Genomic DNA, 19,107 nt, shown 5'->3' on the forward strand with positions numbered 1-19,107 from the left:
TATTATAAAAATATTGATGTCCTATACGAGAAATTTTTGATGAAAGTTAACGATAGGCTATCTCCTCAGGAAAAATTAATCTTTGTTTTAACTGAAGGAATTAAACATTTAGAAAAATTGGGTTCAGAGATTTTAACCATCGTATTATTAAATCAGCTTTCTCAAAAAGAACAGATTCCATTTGTAATGAATGAAAATAGGACAATCTATCGAATTGTTCAACAAATAATAGAGGAAGGCCAACAAAACAATTGTTTCCGTCTTGATCTTAGCTCCCAAGAATTAACTTTTCTTGTCCTTCAATATTACAAAGGTATTTTTTTAGACTGGTGCCTTCTCAAGGGTGAATTTAATTTCTTAAAAATAGGAGAAAATGGGTTAAGGTGTTTTATAAGAGGGATGATGTATGAAGACTCTGATTTTAATAATAGTTTAAGTGAATTTAATCAATTTTAGTTTCTAAAAATAAATAAATTCAATATTTTTTAAAGCTTAATTTGTTTTATTAAAATTCAAAGGGGAGTTTAATTTGAAGAACTTTGATTTAAACGATAAAATTGCGATTGTTACTGGAGCTAATAGAGGAATAGGTAAGTCAATGGCAGTAGCTCTGGCTAAAGCTGGTGCTATCATCGTAATTATTGGCAGAGATCAAGAGAAAAATGAACAATCAGTAAAAGAAATTCATGAATTGGGGAGTAAAGCAATTAGTATCGCAACAGATTTGAGAAATATTAAATCCATTTATGAAATGACTGAGCATGTTGTTAATACCTTTGGAAAGATTGATATTCTAGTTAATAACGCCGGAGTTTCTTTAACGAAATTCGCTCTTGATATTGCGGAAGAAGAATGGGATAGTATTATCGATTTGAACTTAAAATCTTTATTCTTTTGTTCCCAATCAGTTGCTAAAGTTATGAAGGAACATGCTTCTGGAAAAATTATTAATATTGCATCTGTAGCAGGAGCAGTTGGAGATATTGGAATTAGTCCTTATACAGCGAGTAAAGGGGCAGTAATTAATTTAACCAAATCATTAGCGTTGGAATGGGCAAGATATAACATACAGGTAAATGCAATTGGACCAGCTTATATTGAAACAGATATGAATCGTAACGAATTAAGTAATCAAAAGGTACTAGAAAAAATTGTAAACAAAACACCAATGAAAAGATTGGGAACCCCTGAAGAACTTGAAGGGGCACTTCTTTTATTAGCCTCACAAAGTAGCAGTTTTATTACCGGACAGACAATATTTGTTGATGGTGGTTGGTTAGCACAGTAGTTTTGGTTTAATATTTGGCGATACCTCATTTTTGTAGAGGTTGTTGTCCATTTTAAAGTACATTTTTACCTAATAAAGTAATATATAGGTAGTGATACTAAATAAAAAACTAGTTCAGAAGTTGCGAACTAGTTTTTTTGGATTACTTTATGGATTCTTTAATACCTTCACTCATATCATAATCAAAACAAAATTGGTATAATTCAATTATTTCTTCTTCAGTAGGAATTCTTGGATTGTTTGAAGGGCTTCCGCTTGCAATCGCATCTTTCGCCATTTTTCCTACTACTTTGTCTAATTCTTGTTGTTTGATGCCCCATTCCTTCATGTTTGGGATATTCAAATTCAAACAAAGTTTCTTTATTTCTTGTACCACACTATTGGCTATTTCCTTATGAGAATACCCACTTAACTCTGGTTTAATGAACAGGCCAATACTTGCTAACCTCTCAATGCAAGCTGATTGACTATATTCCAAGATTCCCGGTAGCAACATGGCATTGGAAACTCCATGCGGGACATGAAATAAAGCCCCTATTGGTCTGGACATGCCATGAACCAAACAAACAGATGCGTTTGAAAAAGAGATACCAGCCTTTAACGCTCCTAATGACATTTTTTCTCTTGCTTCTAGATTTTGACCATTCTTATATGCTTCTTCTAGATGGTCGTAAATCAATTTGATTGCCGATAAAGCAAGTGTATCTGTAAATGGATGTGAACGTCTTGAAATGTATGCTTCTATGGCGTGAGTTAGGGCATCAATCCCAGTTGCTGAAGTGATATGCTTAGGAGAAGAAAGTGTGAGTTTTGGGTCAACAATTGCTACTTCTGGTATAAACGCAGGTTGTTTAATCATCATTTTTACATCATTGCTTGTATTTGTTATAACTGTCACATCTGTTGCTTCAGAGCCAGTGCCTGCAGTGGTAGGGATTGCAATGAGAGGAATAGCCTTTTTATGAGCGTTTTGATTCCCCATAAAGTCACTAATCTCTCCTCCATTTGTAGCAATGACGGCGATAGCTTTTCCAGTATCAATACAGCTCCCTCCACCTAATGCAATAATGACATCACAATTGTTTTGTTTAAGTATCTCGAGTGCTTCATTTACAAAAAGATCAGTCGGTTCGGAATCAATGCTTAAATAGGTTGAATAGGTTATCTTTTCTTTAGTTAACATCATTTTGCATTCATCCACATATCCAAGACTCTCCATAACCTTGTCACTGATGATAAGAGCCCTGGTTCCTAGTTTCCTAGTTTCAATCCCTACTTGTTTAAAAGAATCATACCCATAAAAAATCGCTTTAGGCATATGGACACTTGAGATTGAATTCATCACTTTCCCTCCCTAGTTACAATCAACTTTTATCTTCTGCTTGCTAGAATGGTTGGACTAAATTGAACGTCCTAAAATATTGATTTCACTTATTACTTTATTCAACGATTTATTAGTAAAGACTACCAGTGTTCAAAAACATCTGTGACAACCTAACAAAATAAAAAACCTAGCATCTATGTGGATACTAGGTTTAATTACAAGCCATTATATTATTTTTGCGCTACAAGACGGCTGAAAATCTGGTCATCATTACGTATTTCTGGTGAAGGAAATGCCTTTTTGCTATGTCCTAAACCTAGTTCAAGAAATACTTCACAGTACTTATACATCACTAAACCAGGATTTATTACAGGTACCGGCAAACGTTCTTTTAAGTATTCATAAGACTGATGCATAGTTGTCGAGCCAAGAACGATGACATCTGCACCATCTTCGTTAATTGCTTTTAGGGCTTCATGCTCAAGCTTTTCAAAGATTATTTCTTCTTTTCCTGCCAATAGTTCAGAAAGATCTGGTCTTGTATGAATGGAACGCAGTGAGGCTAGTTTATGCTGTAATCCATATTCATTTAATGTTTTTTTGTAAAGATGGAACCATTCGTCCCACATTGTGATAACAGAAAATGTATGACCTAGCATACAGGCTACATGAAAGGCGATTTGTCCCGGACCAAACACAGGGATATCCAATCTTGAACGGAGTGCATACAATCCTGAGTCACTAACCGTATCTATACAGACCGCATCAAATCCCTCTTCTTGTGCTTTAAGACCAGCCTCGAAAACAAACATATCCATAAGCATTGTGTCATAATAACTGTCCCCAAGCGCTGCACCATTTTTAACAGATACGAATTCTACATCATATCCAGGTCGAATCAGTTCATCTGGCAACTGTTCTCGACGGTTTTTCACACCATTCTCATCAACAGGGATCGGTACAATAATCTTAATTTTTTTCGTCATCATTAGTACCTTTTATTAACCTAACACGTTTTGGCCGTCACTCATATACACATATACTTCTTTAAACTTTCCGTTCTCGTCTAAATAGAAGAAATTACAGTTTGTTAAAAAGATTTCCGGTCCCCCTTCTGTTGGAATCAATTCAACATTAAATTGGGAAGCTATACGATTATTTTCAACATCGACTACATGCCGGAAATCTTTATGAATCATTTTTGGTTCATAGTTCTTAAATAAATCGAGATACATTTGGCGGATTTCTGTATCTCTTCCTTTATGCACAGAATGTGCTGATTGAATTGTAAAGACTGCATCTTCACGGAAGTTTTCTAAAATTGCTTCAAGATTCCTCCCGTCTACATTTCCAAAATACTTTTCTTCCACCGCTTTTACATAAAACTCTTTCCCTCTTACTTCTGTCTGATTACTCATGTTACTTTCCCTCCCTATTTTTCTTAACATATTTTGTTGATTTGTAGAATTTATAGATGATCTACAAATCCTATTGAAAACAAGTCTATTAAAGACTTGCAACAATCTAAAAAGAGGACTGTGACAATAAGTAGAAACACTAGAATAACGGGATTGTAAATGTAATTTCGAATACTAGAACATTTGGCTTTTTGTTAACAATCAGAAGCTTGTATTGTAGACTTCTTTTTTCAGATTAAATGTATCACTTTGTATACAGTAATTCAACTGAATTTTTTAAATATTTAATCTAATATGATAAAATGAATATAAATTCCCATATTCACTAGGTTTTTAGTCGCTTAATTAAAAACCAACAAACTACTTTAAGACCAGTTTGTATACAATGAGTTCGAGTTACTTAACCAAGTAAGTGGTAAAATTTTTTAATAGAACGAGTTGATTTTACTAGTTTATTAGATAACTTTCTTTTCTTTCAATTCCCTCAAATATACATCACTATACCCAAGCAACTTACCGTAAATCTCTTCGTTATGTTTCCCCATTTTTTCTGGACCTGCATGTTTGATTTGCCCAGGCGTTCGACTTAGCTTCGGAACAACTCCAGGCATCGGAAATTCTCCTAGTTCTGGATGGTCAACCTTTACAATCATCTCTCGTGCTTCATACTGAGGATCTTCCACGATATCTTTTGCCGAATAGATTGGACCTGATGGTACACCTTTCTCACCTAAAATTTGAAGCAAGTCCTTGGAGTTTAGTGTTTTGGTCCATTCTTCTATTAACTTATCTAATTCTGCCATATTGTCGCTTCTTGCATGGTGATTGGAGTATTTCGGGTTATCAAATAGTTCCGGCTGCCCCATCGCCTCACAAAGACGTTTGAACACACCATCAGAATTGGCACCAATCACTACATAGGAACCATCCTTTGACATATAGATATTCGATGGCGCAACACCAGGTAGGATGTTCCCCATCCTCTCACGAACATAACCTGCCAATAAATAGTCTGGGATAATGCTTTCCATAACCGAGAAAACAGATTCATAGATAGCTGTATCAACAACTTGGCCTTTACCAGACTTTCCTCTCTCATGAAGAGCTGTTAAACAACCAATTGTGGCAAACAAAGCCGCCAATGTATCACCGATTGATATTCCAATTCTTGATGGTGCACGATCCGGAAAGCCTGTAACATATCGAAGCCCTCCCATCGCTTCCCCTACACTACCAAACCCTGCACGGCTTTTGTACGGGCCTGTTTGACCATATCCGGATGTTCTCATCATAATAATCCCTGGGTTGATCTCTGAGAGAGTTTCGTAGGATAAATTCCACTTTTCCATCGTGCCTGGTCTAAAATTTTCAATGATAATGTCTGCATCCTTAACGAGATCTCTAAATACTTTTTGACCTTCTTCTACACGTAGATTTAATGTAATAGATTTCTTATTTCTAGATTGAATTGGCCACCAAAGACCATGGTCACCTTTTCGTTGACCCCATTGACGCATCGGATCAGCTTTATCTGGCGGCTCAATTTTTATTACTTCCGCACCAAAGTCTGCAAGGAGGCGACCGGAAAAAGGACCAGCCAGAAGTGTGCCAAGTTCTAAAACGCGTACTCCATCTAAAGGTAATTTTTCATCTTGTTTTGACATAATATTCCCTCCTGAAATTAGTATGTTTTAAGTGTATTCCAAGTAATATCTTTTCTTGTATACAACCACACCTGTTTTACGAGTAATAAACGTGCACTTATCTAGTATTTTCATTTGTTTGTATACAATGAGATAAGTGTGTAAAAAGACAGGATCCCTTTACAAACATTTCGTAAAAGGATGCCTGCAGATGTCCCGAAATGAATGGATTTCTAATTCACTACTTTTTCACGATTACCAAAACTAAAGGCTTCTAACTCTCCTCTTTCTGCTCTTATCTTCGCACGAGTTTCCTCTGTTTTTACGTAATCAATCTCTAATTCATCAGTTAAAACCACACCATAAGATTTCTCAGCTTTTTCCTTTGAAACTAGACCACGTTTCACTTCCAATTGTACTTTCTCAGCTTCACGTTCAAGCGGATCTCCCCAGCCTCCGCTGCCTCCAGTTATAAATAAGATTTGGTCGCCTTTTTCCACGACGACATTATCTATCTTTGAAGCTAGTGGAATTTTCACACCATTTTTCTTAATTAGTACCTTTGATGAGGATGATCCTGGTTCACCGCCATTAATTCCCCACGGTTGGAGTTTTGAACGATCGTCATGGATGGAAACCGTTCCATCAGCTAGACAAGTATATAGTTTTTCATTACAGTTCCCACCGCGATGTAATCCAGCACCACCTGAATCCGTTCCCGTTTTATAAGAATTCACCATTAAAGGATAATAAGTCTCTAGGTATTCTGTTGGGATATTAACGAATGCTGGCCACCAAGAATGACCATCTAATCCATCACCGATTGGTCTGCCTGGAAGTCCTCCATACATGACTTCCATTAGATTGAAATAACGTCCTTCTTCATCATATCCAGAGTAGATGAAATATGGACTTGTTCCATATCCTGCTGCTGGGCTGTTTTCTGGAGTATTAAGGGAAAGTGCACCACTTAATACATCAAACAAACGACTAAGTGCATGTGTCCGACAACCTAATGCCGCAGGTGCCTTTGGTCTCATTAAGCAGCCTTCAGGTGTTTCTATATGAAGAACATCGTAGAAACCATCGTTAAAATTAATAGCTGGGTCAAATACCGAGATTAGAAAGGACCCGATAAACATCTTAAACATTGGCTCACTAAGGTAATAATTGATTGGACCAGGTGATTGTTTGTCTGTTCCAGTCCAATCAAAATAAGCATTATCACCTTCACGCCAAATGGTAAGCTTCATTTTAAACGGACCATTTCCTAGTCCATCGTCGTCAATATAATCTTCAAATGATACTTTTTCAGTTGGAAGGAAGTTTTGAATAAGCTGACGCATCATAATATTTGTACGTGCTAACAAGGCATCAAGTGCAGATAAATAATCCTCAACACCAAATCGATCACAAAGTTCTTTCACCCGTTTCTCCGCTGTACGACATGAAGCCACAATCGCCATTAGATCACTATAGTTTTCCATTGGCGTTCTTGTATTTGCTTTTACAATTTTAATAATAGCTTCGTTTAATACACCCTTATCAAATAACTTAACGGGCGGGAATCGAATCCCCTCTCCATAGATGGTGGTGGCTGTTACTGGCATACTTGAAGGAACGGGTCCACCCACATCCATTACGTGCCCAAACATCGATGAATAACCTACTAATTCACCTTTATTAAAGATAGGTAAAATAATCATCCAGTCATTCACATGCGATATAGAGCCACCACAGCTATATGGATCACTTACAAAAATAACATCTCCTTCAAAAATACCTTCCGGGAACTGATTAACTACTTCAGGCACATGTGAACCAAAATTCCCAACCACCATTCTTCCTTCTGGGTCCGTGATCATCGGAAAACAATCGTGTTGTTCACGAATGACAGGAGACATTGCAGAGCGGAATAGTGTTACATCCATCTCTTCCTTAATATTCTTAAGAGCATTTTCAATAATATCAACTGTAATTGAATCAATCTTCGCCATAGACTTATACCTCCTCTTTAATTAAAAGATTCATATGTTCATCGACTTCAGCGATATTTCCAGGTAAAACTAAGGTCGTGCTGTCCTTTTGGGTGACGATTGCAGGTCCGAAAATTTTATTATTTCGTTTTAATAGATTTCTGTCATAAATTGGAGTCTTCACAAATTGGCCATCAAAATACGCTTGATGATCTCGATCAATAATTGCATGGGTAGCGTCTTCATCTCCTGCTTCATTAATAGGAAGTTCCGGTGAACTTACTTTACCAATCGCAACCGCACGAATATTTACAATTTCCACTTCTGTTTCCATCTTAAATCCATATGTTTGTTCGTGAATTTGATCGAATCTATTTTTAATAGATACTAACCCACTTTCCATAATCTTACTTATCTGAATATCGATAGGTATTTCATGACCTTGGCGATAATAACGAACATCAACCTCATATTTAATCGTTCTATCTGATTCTGCAACACTCTCTTGACCTAGCCAGTCATTACACTCATCACCTAGAGCAGTAAGCTCTGATACGAGTGTTTGCGAATCTAACTGATCTAAAGTATGAATGAATGTCTTTGAGTATTCATTACGAATGACAGATTGTAAAAACCCTAATGCTGAAAGTACTCCAGGTGTCGGAGGTATGATAACCGGAAAACTTCCGGACAATTTACCGATTGCATTTGCATGTAAAGGACCCGCTCCACCTAAGGCTAACACTGAAAATTCTCTTGGATCATAGCCCTTTTCTACAGACACAACGCGAGTAGCACCGTACATATTTTCATTTACAATATCATAGATGCCTTTTGCGGCTTTATATATATCTATGTTTAGTTTTTCAGCTATTTTTCTAATCGCAGCCTTTGCATTATCAACATTTAATTTGATTTCGCCACCTACTAAACTTGGTGGTAAATAACCCAAGACGACGTTTGCATCTGTAACGGTTGGTTCTTCTCCACCACGATCATAACAAGCTGGTCCAGGTTCAGAACCCGCACTTTGTGGGCCGACACGTAAGGCTCCTGTTAATGGAACATGGGCGATCGAACCACCTCCCGCTCCAATACTTACTACTTCTAAGGATGGAGCTTTCACTGGGAATACACCGACTTTTGTCTCTCTTGAGACTCTTGGATTTCCGTCATAGGTTAAGGAAACATCTGTAGAGGTTCCTCCCATATCAAAGGAAATAACATTTCTGTAACCTGTTTGTACCCCAATCATTGCCGATGCCGTTACTCCACCAGAAGGTCCAGAAAGCATTGTATGTACTGGTCGTGAAGATGCCGCAGGAACACTCATTAAACCGCCATCAGAACGAACGATGCTAACACGGCTATTAATATCCTCTGCTTGAATTTTTGTTAAAATATTATTGAGATAACGCTGCATCGGAGGACGAACGTACGAATTCATAACCGTTGTTAATGTTCTTTCATATTCTCTAAACTCAGGTAAAATATCATGTGAAATTGTAACAGGTATAGTAGGATTAATTGACTCCGCAATTTCTTTTATTTGAAGTTCGTGTAGTGGGTTGGCATATGAGTTTAATAGACTAATTGTTAAACTCTCTACACCTTGTTCATAGAGGTCAGAAATTTTGTTGTGTATATCTTCAACATCTAATTCTGTATAGACGTCACCAGTTGCAGTCATTCTTTCTTTTGCTCCGCGCGTATAGATTAAATCTGCTAGAGGTTCTGGTTTTAAGAAACCCATCCAAGCACTGATTGGAGCTGGTGTCCATGAGCGAGCAACATGCAAAATTTGTTCAAAGCCTTCAGTTGTGATTAATCCTACCTTTGAACCTTTTCCTTCCAAAACCGCATTAGTTGCTACTGTTGTACCGTGAATAATAGAGCGAATTTCAGAGATATCAACATTGCATTCCTCACAAACCTTTTTTATACCATTCATTAGACCAATAGATTGATCTTGTGTTGTAGAAGGCGTCTTTGTACCATAAATCTCACCAGTTTCTTCATTTTGTAGGACAATATCTGTAAATGTTCCTCCTACGTCTACTGCGACTCTATACATGACTCATATCCCCTCTCACATTTATTAAATAGTTTTTAACAGACTCAATGCTGACAACGTCCCCGTATTTAGTTTGTATATCATATAGATTCGCTTCATGCGCACTTTGGGATCGGTCACCAACACACTCCTCCGGGATAACCACACGATAACCATGTTGAAGAGCATCCACAGCAGTTGCTCGTACACATCCAGAAGTCGTACAACCCGTTATAATGGTAGTATCTACATTCTCACTGGCTAAAATTGAAGCTAAATTTGTACCAAAAAAAGAACTTGCAAACTTCTTTACAATGAGTGGTTCTTCGTTCTCCCTCCTTCCAAGTCTCTCATCAATTTCAGTCCATTTACTGCCCTGGGTTAATACCTTTAATGCAGGTACTTTTTCTACAAAATAAGCACCATCCTTGAAATGTGGTTCATAGCAGACTGTTGTAAAAATGACCGGAATCTTATTTCCTCTTGCAATATCTAGCAGCCCTTTCGTAGCGTTTACTTCGTTATCTAAGTCAGATCCAAGAGCACACTCTACACTTGTAAACCCTTTCATAAAATCAACCACAATAATAACAGGTTTACTTCCCATTCCTGATGGTTTTCCAAATCCATTAAAATGCTCTTTTCGCAATATTATCCCCCTTTCAATTCTTAAACTACAAATATCTTATCACCATTGTATACAAAGTATCAATAGAATTTTCTGATAATACTAAAAAATAAATTATATAGCCGTTTTTCTATCACAAATCGACCTTTTTGTATCCTTTTTACAGCAGATGTTTAATTATCTGAATCTTCCATTGATTCCGAATGTCATTTTGTATACAATGGATATGAGGTGTTTTAAATGGATCCATTAACATATATCAAAGACGCAATCATTACAGGAAAATACGAACCTGGAAAAAGATTGACTGAAGAATTTTTAGCAAAAGAATTAAATATAAGTAGAACACCCATCCGTGAAGCTATTAAACAACTAGAATCAGATGGATTGATTACCCCATTAAAAAGGGGTGTAATTGTCCGCAACTTTACCAAAAAGGATATACAACAAATCTATGATTTACGAGCATTATTAGAAAGCTATGCGGCTAGTCAGGCTGCGTATTATCGAAATGATATGGATATCAAGAAAATGATCGGTGCTAATAACAGGTATGGAGAGATTATTAATAAACAAGAAGGTAAATCTGGTATTTCAAGTGTATATGAGATTGTGAAGGTGAACCAAGAATTTCACGAAGCTATTTTAACAGCATCGCGAAATGAACATCTCCGTTTTCATATGTCAAAGGTCGTTGTTGTACCTTTAGTGTTTCGCTCATTTTACTGGTACGACTCTGATGAAATGAAACGTTCTCTTGAAGTCCATAAAACAATTTTGCAAGCGATTCAAAATCAAGAATCTGAACGGGCAAAAATTGCCATGCAAGAACATATTTATCTTGGTAGGGATCATGTGTTAAAGCATTTAGATGATATAAAAGAAGAATTGTTGAAAGGAGAAACATATGATTGAAATCGTTGAAGTCGGTCCTCGTGATGGACTCCAGAATGAAAAAAAATTATTAACAACCAATCAAAAGGTACAACTTATTGAAAAGCTCATTAAAAGTGGAATTCGAACAATTGAGGCAGTTTCCTTTGTAAATCCAAAAGTAGTACCACAGATGGCAGATGCGGAAGAAGTCATGAAGCAAGTACCAAGGGTCGATGGTGTTAGTTATGCAGGTCTTGTACTAAGCCGGTCAGGACTTGAACGAGCACTTAATACGAATGTCGATGCCCTCCATATTGTCACGGCTACAAGCGATGAGTTTAACGTAAGAAATGCGAGAAGAACTGTAGCCCAATCTGTTGAAGAGTTGGTAAAAGTCATCTCTGAAGGAGCGACATCAAATAAAACAATTGTTGGTGTTTTGGGAACGGCGTTTGGCTGTCCTTTTTCTGGAGAAGTACCTGTGGCAAATTTATTAAAGGTTGCAGAGGCTTTTGTTTCTGCAGGTGCTAAGGGTATTACCTTGGCTGATACTACAGGACTAGCAAACCCATCCCAAGTTATTGACGTGGTCAAGACGTTTAAAGAAGAATTCAAAAATGAAATTGATCTTGGACTACATTTTCATAACACGAGAGGCCTCGGACTTGCGAATGTTTTTGCAGGCTACCAGGCTGGAGTCCGTCGTTTTGATTCGTCAATTGCTGGACTTGGAGGCTGTCCTTTTGCTCCTAAAGCTGTTGGTAATGTATGTACGGAAGATATGGTTAATATGTTCGAAAGAATGGGCGTCCAGACGAATACAAATCTGGAAGAATTAATTCAGACTGCAAAATATATGGAACAACAGATGGAACGTCCACTTGATGGCATGATAATGAAGGCTGGTATTGCGTAGCAAATTAGGTTGGATAAAAAACTAGTTCAGAAGCAAGTGAACTAGTTTTTTATCTATTTATTAATTTGTGCACCGTTGGTATATCCGCTGGAGCCCAATCCAAGCTGGACAGTTCTACGGGTGTCAGCCATTGTAGAGCCACATGTTCTGTCAGTGTCGGTGCTCCTTCTATTAATTTACAGGAATAGGTGGATAAATGAACAATACCAAAATCATATTCATGGGCGGTTTCATCAATCTGTGAACCGACCTCGATTTCACATAACAGTTCTTCTTTTATTTCACGTTGAAGTGCTTCCTCGGGTGATTCACCTTTTTCGATTTTCCCGCCTGGGAATTCCCACTTTAACGGTAATATGTTTTTTGGTCCTCTTTGGACACATAGAATTTTATCATGTTTTATGATAACGGCTCCTACCACATAGATATGTTTAGGCATGATTGATTTCCTCCTATTTACCAATCAAAATCTTCTGGGTAATCGTCCTTTATAGGTCGTATTTCAGTCATAGAGCAATTATATTCTCTCGCAGCTTCTAGTACTTCAGTCCTTACTCTCTGATAGTCGTCTCCTTTTTCAGCGATTCGTTTTACCATGACGGTAAGGTTCTTCTCACGTTTTTCTTTTGTCATCCTAATAAATTTACCGTTAAGCTTGTCTACGTATTGAGTGGCATATGATCCAAACGAACTGAAATTATCATTCATTAACCTTAAGATTCGGCCATGCGATGTTTCAGGTATCGAATTCAAGAGATGAGTTGCAATGGCAGCTTGAAAGCTCCGAACCGATGCAATGGAAGAATCCCAGATGGCGCGATGATCAAGTGTTTCATAGTAATTATCTTTTGAAACCTTTCTGGCATAGAGTTTAACAAAATCATTTAATGCCATCGTTACAAACAACAGCTCTGGCCAAAGCACATTAAAACCTAAATACACATTTTTGCTCGTTGCGATAAGTGAGTGATATTTCATCATATCTGTTGTTATGCCATTATCTATTAAAACGATGTCTCTATCACCCATTATTGAATGGCGGATATCATAGCATATTCCTAACACACGAATACGCGCACTTTCATAAGAAGGGTATTCTCCCTCCTCGCCTACAATCGCATGTAGAGAGTCGTACAATTTATCAAAATCAAAATGGTCCCCATATACTGCAACGCCTGTAAAATTCGGGGTATTTTCAAGATATATCATTCTAGCTACCTCATTTACTGTTGGAATATCCTTTTATCATAACGTACAGTTGGTCGATGAACAACCTGAAAACATAAAAAAGGTGCACCGTTAGGCACACCTTCATAGTTAAGTTTTCTTACTGTTTATTATTCCATGCCGATTGCATTTTTGACTTGGCCTGCTAAAGTGATAACCTGTGTCCCGTAAATAATTTGTAGTGAGTTTCCATTTCGAACAACACCTTGTGCTCCTAGTTCATTCACCCATTTTTCATCATTATCAACAGCTTTAGCGTCTTTGACTTCAACTCGTAATCGAGTGGCACAATTTGTGATATTGTCAATATTGTCGATACCACCAAGTGCTTTTATGATTCCTGAGATCTGATCATCTTTTTCTAGTTCTTTTAATTGTTTGTAGTCCTTTTTTGTGAACAGTTTAATCATACTTTCTTTATCTTCACGACCAGGCGTTTTAATATTAAATTTCAAAATTGCCCAACGGAAGCTATAATAGTATGCTGCAAAATAAGCTGGTATTAGGAATAACAAGGATAATGCATTAACCTTTTCAGTTTGTAGCAGGTTAGGGAACATATCACGAACAGCTGTACCTATAATTGAAACGTTTAGTGCTTCTGTAATCACATAAGATAATCCGGATAAAGGAACATGAATTATGAAATATAGTAATGGTTGTACAAATAAGAATGTATACTCGATTGGCTCTGTTACACCAATTAATACAGCTGTTGAAACAGCAGGGATTAATAAACTAGCTACCTTCTTGCGATTTTCCTTTTTAGCAGTCATATACATCGCTAATGCTGCACCTGGAAGTCCACCGAAATGGAACAAAATTCTTCCTGTCGTAAAGTTACGAACAATATACTCAGATTCATTAGGTGACCCCATTTGTGCAAGCATGATATTACGAACTCCTTCATATACTGTTCCGTCAACTAACATTGTCCCACCAACTTTTGTATATTCGATTGGGAACGCAATTAGATGGTGAATCCCTAGAGGAAGAAGCGCTCTATCCGCTGCACCAAAGACAAAAGTACCAATTAATCCGCTTGTCGTAATAAAATTACTTAAGCTAGAAAGCCCCATACCGATTACTGGCCACACGTAATACATGATAATTCCTACTGGTAAAACCACAATAAATGCCATAATCTGTACGAAACGTGGACCTGCGAAGAATGATAAAGCGTTTGGTAATTGCTTTTCACAATATTTATTATGGATAAGACTTGCAACAATACCTGCAATTATCCCTGAGAAGATTCCCATATTATAACTAAATATGCCTAATACATGACCAAATAAAGAATTGTAATTTTTTGCATCCTGCTCCGAATAACCATTTTGCATTAAAGCATCAATTGTGGTAGTTTCAGGTGTTAAATTGTTGATTGATAACATCGTATTAATAATTGTATTGATTCCAAGAAAAAGAACAACCCCTGCCATGGCAGCCCATCCTTTTTCCTTTTTCGATAGTCCATAGGCAATCCCTACCGCAAAGAATACAGGTAAGAATCTCATAACCATGAATCCTAAGCTATTAATGATAGTAAAGAAATCATGTAAGAAATTTCCTTCTTTAATAAGCCACCCTAAATGAAGTGCATTTACGTTTTCAATATTAGCAAAAGCGGCACCAATCCCAATAAATACCCCGGCTACAACAAGTAATATAATTGGAATCATCATTGAACCAGCAAAGACTTGAATTCGTTCTTTCATCTTTATCTCCCCCGTTTAAATAAAAATGGAATTGTCTTGATGATTTAACTTGTTGCTAATAGTCGTATTGCCTCACAATAAATAATGATTGCTTTATACAATGTTTCAATTCTGATTTTTTCATTAGGCTTATGGGTATTAGGATTATCGCCATCAAACGTTGGGCCAAAAGCAACACAATTCGTTAAGGCTCTAGAGTACGATATTCCCCCTTTTGTCATCACTTCTGCTTTCTTACCAGTAACATTCCGATAAGCTTCACTTAAATTTCTAATAAGGGTTGAGTCAGGATCCACATATAAAGGTTCTATTTTTTTATGAATCCTTAGAGATACATCGTGGTAACGCTCAATTTCTTTAAAATGTTCACTCACATCTACAATTGATTTCAATTTCGGATGTCTATAGTCAAATCCAATCTCAAATTCCTTGCCATCAAACGTAATAAAGGTAATACCAAAGGTTGAATGACCCATTTCTTCAGTTTCATAAAAAAGACCAATTTTTTTCCCGTAAACGTCATCAAGTAGCAAATTTTTAAAAAATCTTTGAAAACCACTAATATTCGTAAGGTCCTTACCAAGGCTAAGGAGATCTTTTCCGAATGCAAAGAAAATATTGTCTCCTTTATGCGGATTTCTTGATAAGAGTTTTTCACCCTCGTAGTAAGCGGTTACATTTCGGCCATTAATATTTATCTCTGAAGCTCCGACTAAAGAAGTTGATAATTTTTCAGGATTGTTGCTTCGAATAACAACTTTGATTCTTTCGCAGATAAACCCCCATTGTCTTTCTGTCACAATCGATACTAACTCATGGATTCCAGTTTCAGAAGAAAGATTGTCACTCTTTAAAAATATAGAACCCTGAACGACTCCTTTTTCCCCATTTACAATTGGAAAATCTCCATCAGGTGAAAAAGCCATTGTTGGTTGTGGATTGTGTTTAAAATAGTAGTTCATACACTCCCAGCTAGTTTCTTCTGCTCCTCCTATAATAAGGCGGATTTTTCTGTTAAAAGATATTCCTAAGTCTCTTAAAATTTTCATTGCATAGAAAGCTGCAAGAGCAGGTGCTTTATCATCGTTGACTCCTCTTCCGTACAATTCTCCATTAAACTCTGTTAAAATAAATGGGTCAAAGATCCACTCTTCGCGATTTCCTTCAGGCACAACATCTAAATGTGCCAATATTCCAACAATTTCTTCACCACTACCTTGATCTATATGCATTGCGTAGCCATCAAAATCTGTGACCTCGAACGAATCTCTTCTTGCGATTTCTTGCATTTTATCAAAAACTTCGCGGATACCTTTTCCAAAAGGAGAACCTTTACCAGACGTCTGTTCATCTAATACAGATCGAATCGCAACTAATTCTGCCAAATCCTTAAACAACTCTTCTTCATACTGTTGTAACTTTTCGTAGTATGAAAATATTATATTGTTTGCTGGAATCACCTCCATATTCATATAAAACAACTCTTCATATCTTTTTCAAATTGTATGGCACCTGCATTTGTTAACGGATGCTTGAAACTATCTTCTATCAATTGATAAGGGGCTGCAATATAGTCTGCATCCTGTGCAACTCGTTGGAGTTGATATTTAGTGCGAATGCTTGCTGCAACGACCTTCACATGGTATTCTTTCTTTTTTATGATGGTTGAAACATCTTTAACAAATTCCAACCCATCTACTCCCAATTCTTCATTTCTAGCAACAAAGAGGAATAAGTAGGATACACCCGCATTGACCGATAATAGTGCTTGATTGACATCAAACACAAGTGTCATGGCAGTCTTAATTCCTTTTTTCTTTAATACATTCGCTACCTTTAAACTTTGTGGTGAATAATTTAATTTGATGATTATCGCATTCGAGATTTCTGTGATTTTTTCGGCTTGGTATAGCATATCCTCCACACTGTCTCCGACTACTTCAGCAGTTAGTAAACAATCTTTTTGACTGTTTCTTGTTAAAAACTCATAAAAATTGACATTCTCCTTTGAATAAAGGGAGGGATTTGCGGTTATACCGCAAATGCCCATCTCTAATGCTTGGTCAATTTCTATTTGATTTGCTGAGTCAATAAGGTACTTCATCCTTTTTCCCCTCAATTCTTTAGAAATTTTCCTTACAAGCTGCTAACTAGGATTTCTTGAAGCTGTTTCGAATTTGTTAATGGAAGATTAAAGACAAGTTTTTCTTTCATTTGGACCAGCTTTTCTTCATCAATTTCAATTCTTGACAATACGTCTGTCAGTCCAATCGCAGTTAGGAAGTTTTTCATCGTTTCAAATGCTTTTTCTTCCAACGAATATTCCTCTTGTGGTAAATAGTCTTTTAACAAACTAAGCAATGTTTGTACTTTTTCTGGTTTTACTAGACTTACATGTTTCATGAAAGATGGATAAACAAACGCTAATGTTTCTCCATGTGCTAGATTAGGGTAATATCCATTGATGATTTCCCCGATTGGATGCGGAGCTTCTGCACCTGCATTCGACAAGCATATGCCTGATAACGTGTCTGCATATGCGAGCTCTTCTCTGTACTTTAGATTTCCAAGATCATTTATAACCTTCGGTAAAACTTGTGCAATCAAGGATATTGACTGCAAGGATAATGTCTCAGTATAAAGTGAGGCTCTCGGATTCAAATAGCTTTCTAGTGCGTGACTCAAGGCATCAAATCCTGTTACTGCAGTGACATGCTTAGGGACAGATACCATTAACTCCGGGTCTACGAAACTCTCTTTTGGAAATAAACTAGAATGAAATATAGTTAGTTTATCGTTGTTTTCTTTATCAGAAATAACAGCTGCTTGTGTTACATGAGAGCCAGTTCCTGAAGTTGTGGTAATCGCTAAAATTGGTAGTGCCTGGATTGTTTCGTCCTTATCGTTAAACGGATCCGAGCATTCGTTAAAACAATAATCCCAAGTAAACTCCGGATTATATCCTCTCAAGGCAACCGCTTTTGCTGTGTCCATGGAAGAACCGCCACCGTAGGCAAGAATGAAGTCTACATTTTCTTCTATTGCAAGCTTTTTCGCTTTATCTACAATAGTAGTAGTGGGATTTGGTTTTACTTGGTCAAAAACGATATAGTCAATATCATTTTTACTTAAACTGTCAGTAATTTCGTTAAAGTGATTCTCCCGTTCTGAATTTCGAATTGGTGTTCGAATGATTAGACCTTTTTTTCCGTAGACTTTTGCACGCTTTCCTATTTCTTTTCGTTTACCGCTACCATAATGAATTCGTACAGGTGAATAAAATGAAAAATCCATTCTTTCTCCCCCTAATATTATTCGCCGAAATACTCAATACTTGCCTTATCAATCGCTTCCCTACAAGCTTTTACTCCTGCAGTAATCCCCTCTGGATATTTGAAAATGCCAGACGATAGAATAATAACGTCAGGTTCAGCTCCGACCATTTCTGCTAAATTATCAGCTCTTAAACCACCATCAACTGCAAGCTCACATTTTGGATTTTTTTCATTGATTAGTTTTCTTGCTCTTTTCACTAAATCAAGTGAAGATCTTCTCCATCCCCAATTATCCTTACCATCTGTTTCGTCTACTCCGTGCACGACAATATGCAAACGGTCAATATCATAAATCGCTTCTTCTACAAATGATAATGGTGTGTAACAGCCAATTGTTAATCCAACCTTCATTCCAAATTCTCTACAATAGTTGATAATATAAGCTAGTGGTGCACCTAGGAATTGCTCAGCAGGGATGATGAGCATATTTGCCCCAGCTGCAGCAATTTTTTCAATAAATAAGCGATCACATTCACGCGTATAAATATGACATTCGATTGGCTTATCTGTTACAGGACGAATTCCTTCAATAATTTGGTGCCCTCCCATTAGCTGCATGTTTCTTAAATCATACATATCAGCTGCATCTGAATGAATGTAGTCAGCTCCAGCATCTGATGCTTCTTTTACAATTGCTGCAATATGACCATAGTTTACGTGAGCAAGTCCCGCTGCGATTTTAATATACTTTTTCATTTACTATTC

18 protein-coding genes are annotated in these 19,107 nt (G+C 36.9%); 4 read left to right on the forward strand and 14 right to left on the reverse strand.

All coding sequences use genetic code 11. The features are described 5' to 3' along the window. A partial coding sequence (locus tag V7138_RS23515) for a TetR/AcrR family transcriptional regulator C-terminal domain-containing protein (protein ID WP_335402274.1) occupies positions 1-456 on the forward strand: 456 nt, incomplete at its 5' end. 73 nt (positions 457-529) lie between these two features. Then, a complete protein-coding gene (locus V7138_RS23520; RefSeq protein ID WP_335402275.1) occupies positions 530-1,288 on the forward strand; it encodes an SDR family NAD(P)-dependent oxidoreductase in 759 nt (252 codons plus the stop codon). A 142-nt stretch (positions 1,289-1,430) separates the two neighbouring features. Here V7138_RS23520 and V7138_RS23525 read toward each other — a convergent pair whose 3' ends face one another. The 7 genes from V7138_RS23525 to V7138_RS23555 form a co-directional block, all read right to left on the reverse strand. Beyond that, positions 1,431-2,630 (reverse strand): iron-containing alcohol dehydrogenase, encoded by a 1,200-nt coding sequence (locus tag V7138_RS23525; RefSeq protein WP_335402276.1) that lies wholly within the window; start codon positions 2,628-2,630, stop codon positions 1,431-1,433. Positions 2,631-2,842: 212 nt separating this feature from the next. After that, on the reverse strand, positions 2,843-3,598 hold the full coding sequence (locus tag V7138_RS23530) for an aspartate/glutamate racemase family protein (protein WP_335402277.1): 756 nt from the start codon (positions 3,596-3,598) through the stop codon (positions 2,843-2,845). A 15-nt stretch (positions 3,599-3,613) separates the two neighbouring features. Next, the gene (locus tag V7138_RS23535) at positions 3,614-4,030 is read right to left on the reverse strand and encodes a nuclear transport factor 2 family protein (RefSeq protein ID WP_335402278.1); all 417 of its coding nucleotides are present in this window, start codon (positions 4,028-4,030) and stop codon (positions 3,614-3,616) included. 455 nt (positions 4,031-4,485) lie between these two features. After that, positions 4,486-5,694 carry a CaiB/BaiF CoA transferase family protein gene (locus V7138_RS23540; RefSeq protein WP_335402279.1) on the reverse strand — a complete coding sequence of 403 codons (1,209 nt, stop codon included), beginning with the start codon at positions 5,692-5,694 and terminating at the stop codon, positions 4,486-4,488. 212 nt (positions 5,695-5,906) lie between these two features. Further along, the gene (locus tag V7138_RS23545) at positions 5,907-7,670 is read right to left on the reverse strand and encodes a hydantoinase B/oxoprolinase family protein (protein ID WP_335402280.1); all 1,764 of its coding nucleotides are present in this window, start codon (positions 7,668-7,670) and stop codon (positions 5,907-5,909) included. Between the two features lie 4 nt (positions 7,671-7,674). Continuing rightward, complete coding sequence (locus V7138_RS23550) at positions 7,675-9,723, reverse strand: hydantoinase/oxoprolinase family protein (RefSeq protein ID WP_335402281.1); 2,049 nt, start codon at positions 9,721-9,723, stop codon at positions 7,675-7,677. Beyond that, entirely contained in the window at positions 9,716-10,351 is a 636-nt protein-coding gene (locus V7138_RS23555) for an isochorismatase family protein (protein ID WP_335402282.1), read from the reverse strand. Before V7138_RS23555 ends, V7138_RS23550 begins: the two co-directional genes overlap by 8 nt. A 219-nt stretch (positions 10,352-10,570) precedes the next feature. Here V7138_RS23555 and V7138_RS23560 point away from each other — a divergent pair, with 219 nt between their 5' ends. Continuing rightward, a complete protein-coding gene (locus tag V7138_RS23560; protein WP_335402283.1) occupies positions 10,571-11,245 on the forward strand; it encodes a GntR family transcriptional regulator in 675 nt (224 codons plus the stop codon). Further along, on the forward strand, positions 11,238-12,122 hold the full coding sequence (locus V7138_RS23565) for a hydroxymethylglutaryl-CoA lyase (protein ID WP_335402284.1): 885 nt from the start codon (positions 11,238-11,240) through the stop codon (positions 12,120-12,122). The genes V7138_RS23560 and V7138_RS23565 overlap by 8 nt, the downstream gene beginning before the upstream one ends. Before the next feature lie 49 nt (positions 12,123-12,171). On the opposite strand, the gene V7138_RS23570 is transcribed toward V7138_RS23565, so the two are convergent. From V7138_RS23570 to V7138_RS23600, 7 genes are all read right to left on the reverse strand, one after another. Beyond that, positions 12,172-12,561, reverse strand: a complete 390-nt coding sequence (locus V7138_RS23570) for a (deoxy)nucleoside triphosphate pyrophosphohydrolase (protein WP_335402285.1) — start codon at positions 12,559-12,561, stop codon at positions 12,172-12,174. Positions 12,562-12,578: 17 nt separating this feature from the next. Then, positions 12,579-13,331 (reverse strand): DUF6904 family protein, encoded by a 753-nt coding sequence (locus V7138_RS23575; protein ID WP_335402286.1) that lies wholly within the window; start codon positions 13,329-13,331, stop codon positions 12,579-12,581. Positions 13,332-13,459: 128 nt separating this feature from the next. Beyond that, positions 13,460-15,067, reverse strand: coding sequence for a PTS transporter subunit EIIC (locus tag V7138_RS23580; protein ID WP_335402288.1), 1,608 nt, complete (start codon positions 15,065-15,067; stop codon positions 13,460-13,462). 44 nt (positions 15,068-15,111) lie between these two features. Beyond that, positions 15,112-16,539, reverse strand: coding sequence for a Sapep family Mn(2+)-dependent dipeptidase (locus V7138_RS23585; protein WP_335402289.1), 1,428 nt, complete (start codon positions 16,537-16,539; stop codon positions 15,112-15,114). Continuing rightward, positions 16,536-17,171: a transaldolase family protein gene (locus V7138_RS23590; RefSeq protein WP_335402290.1), complete on the reverse strand. Its 636-nt coding sequence runs from the start codon at positions 17,169-17,171 to the stop codon at positions 16,536-16,538. Before V7138_RS23590 ends, V7138_RS23585 begins: the two co-directional genes overlap by 4 nt. 32 nt (positions 17,172-17,203) lie before the next feature. Next, positions 17,204-18,361: an iron-containing alcohol dehydrogenase gene (locus V7138_RS23595; protein WP_335402291.1), complete on the reverse strand. Its 1,158-nt coding sequence runs from the start codon at positions 18,359-18,361 to the stop codon at positions 17,204-17,206. A 17-nt stretch (positions 18,362-18,378) separates the two neighbouring features. Further along, on the reverse strand, positions 18,379-19,098 hold the full coding sequence (locus tag V7138_RS23600; protein ID WP_116350910.1) for a ribulose-phosphate 3-epimerase: 720 nt from the start codon (positions 19,096-19,098) through the stop codon (positions 18,379-18,381). Positions 19,099-19,107: the final 9 nt, after the last annotated feature.

This window comes from Bacillus sp. JJ1533 (genome assembly GCF_036965045.1).
Lineage (GTDB): Bacteria > Bacillota > Bacilli > Bacillales > Bacillaceae_L > Ferdinandcohnia.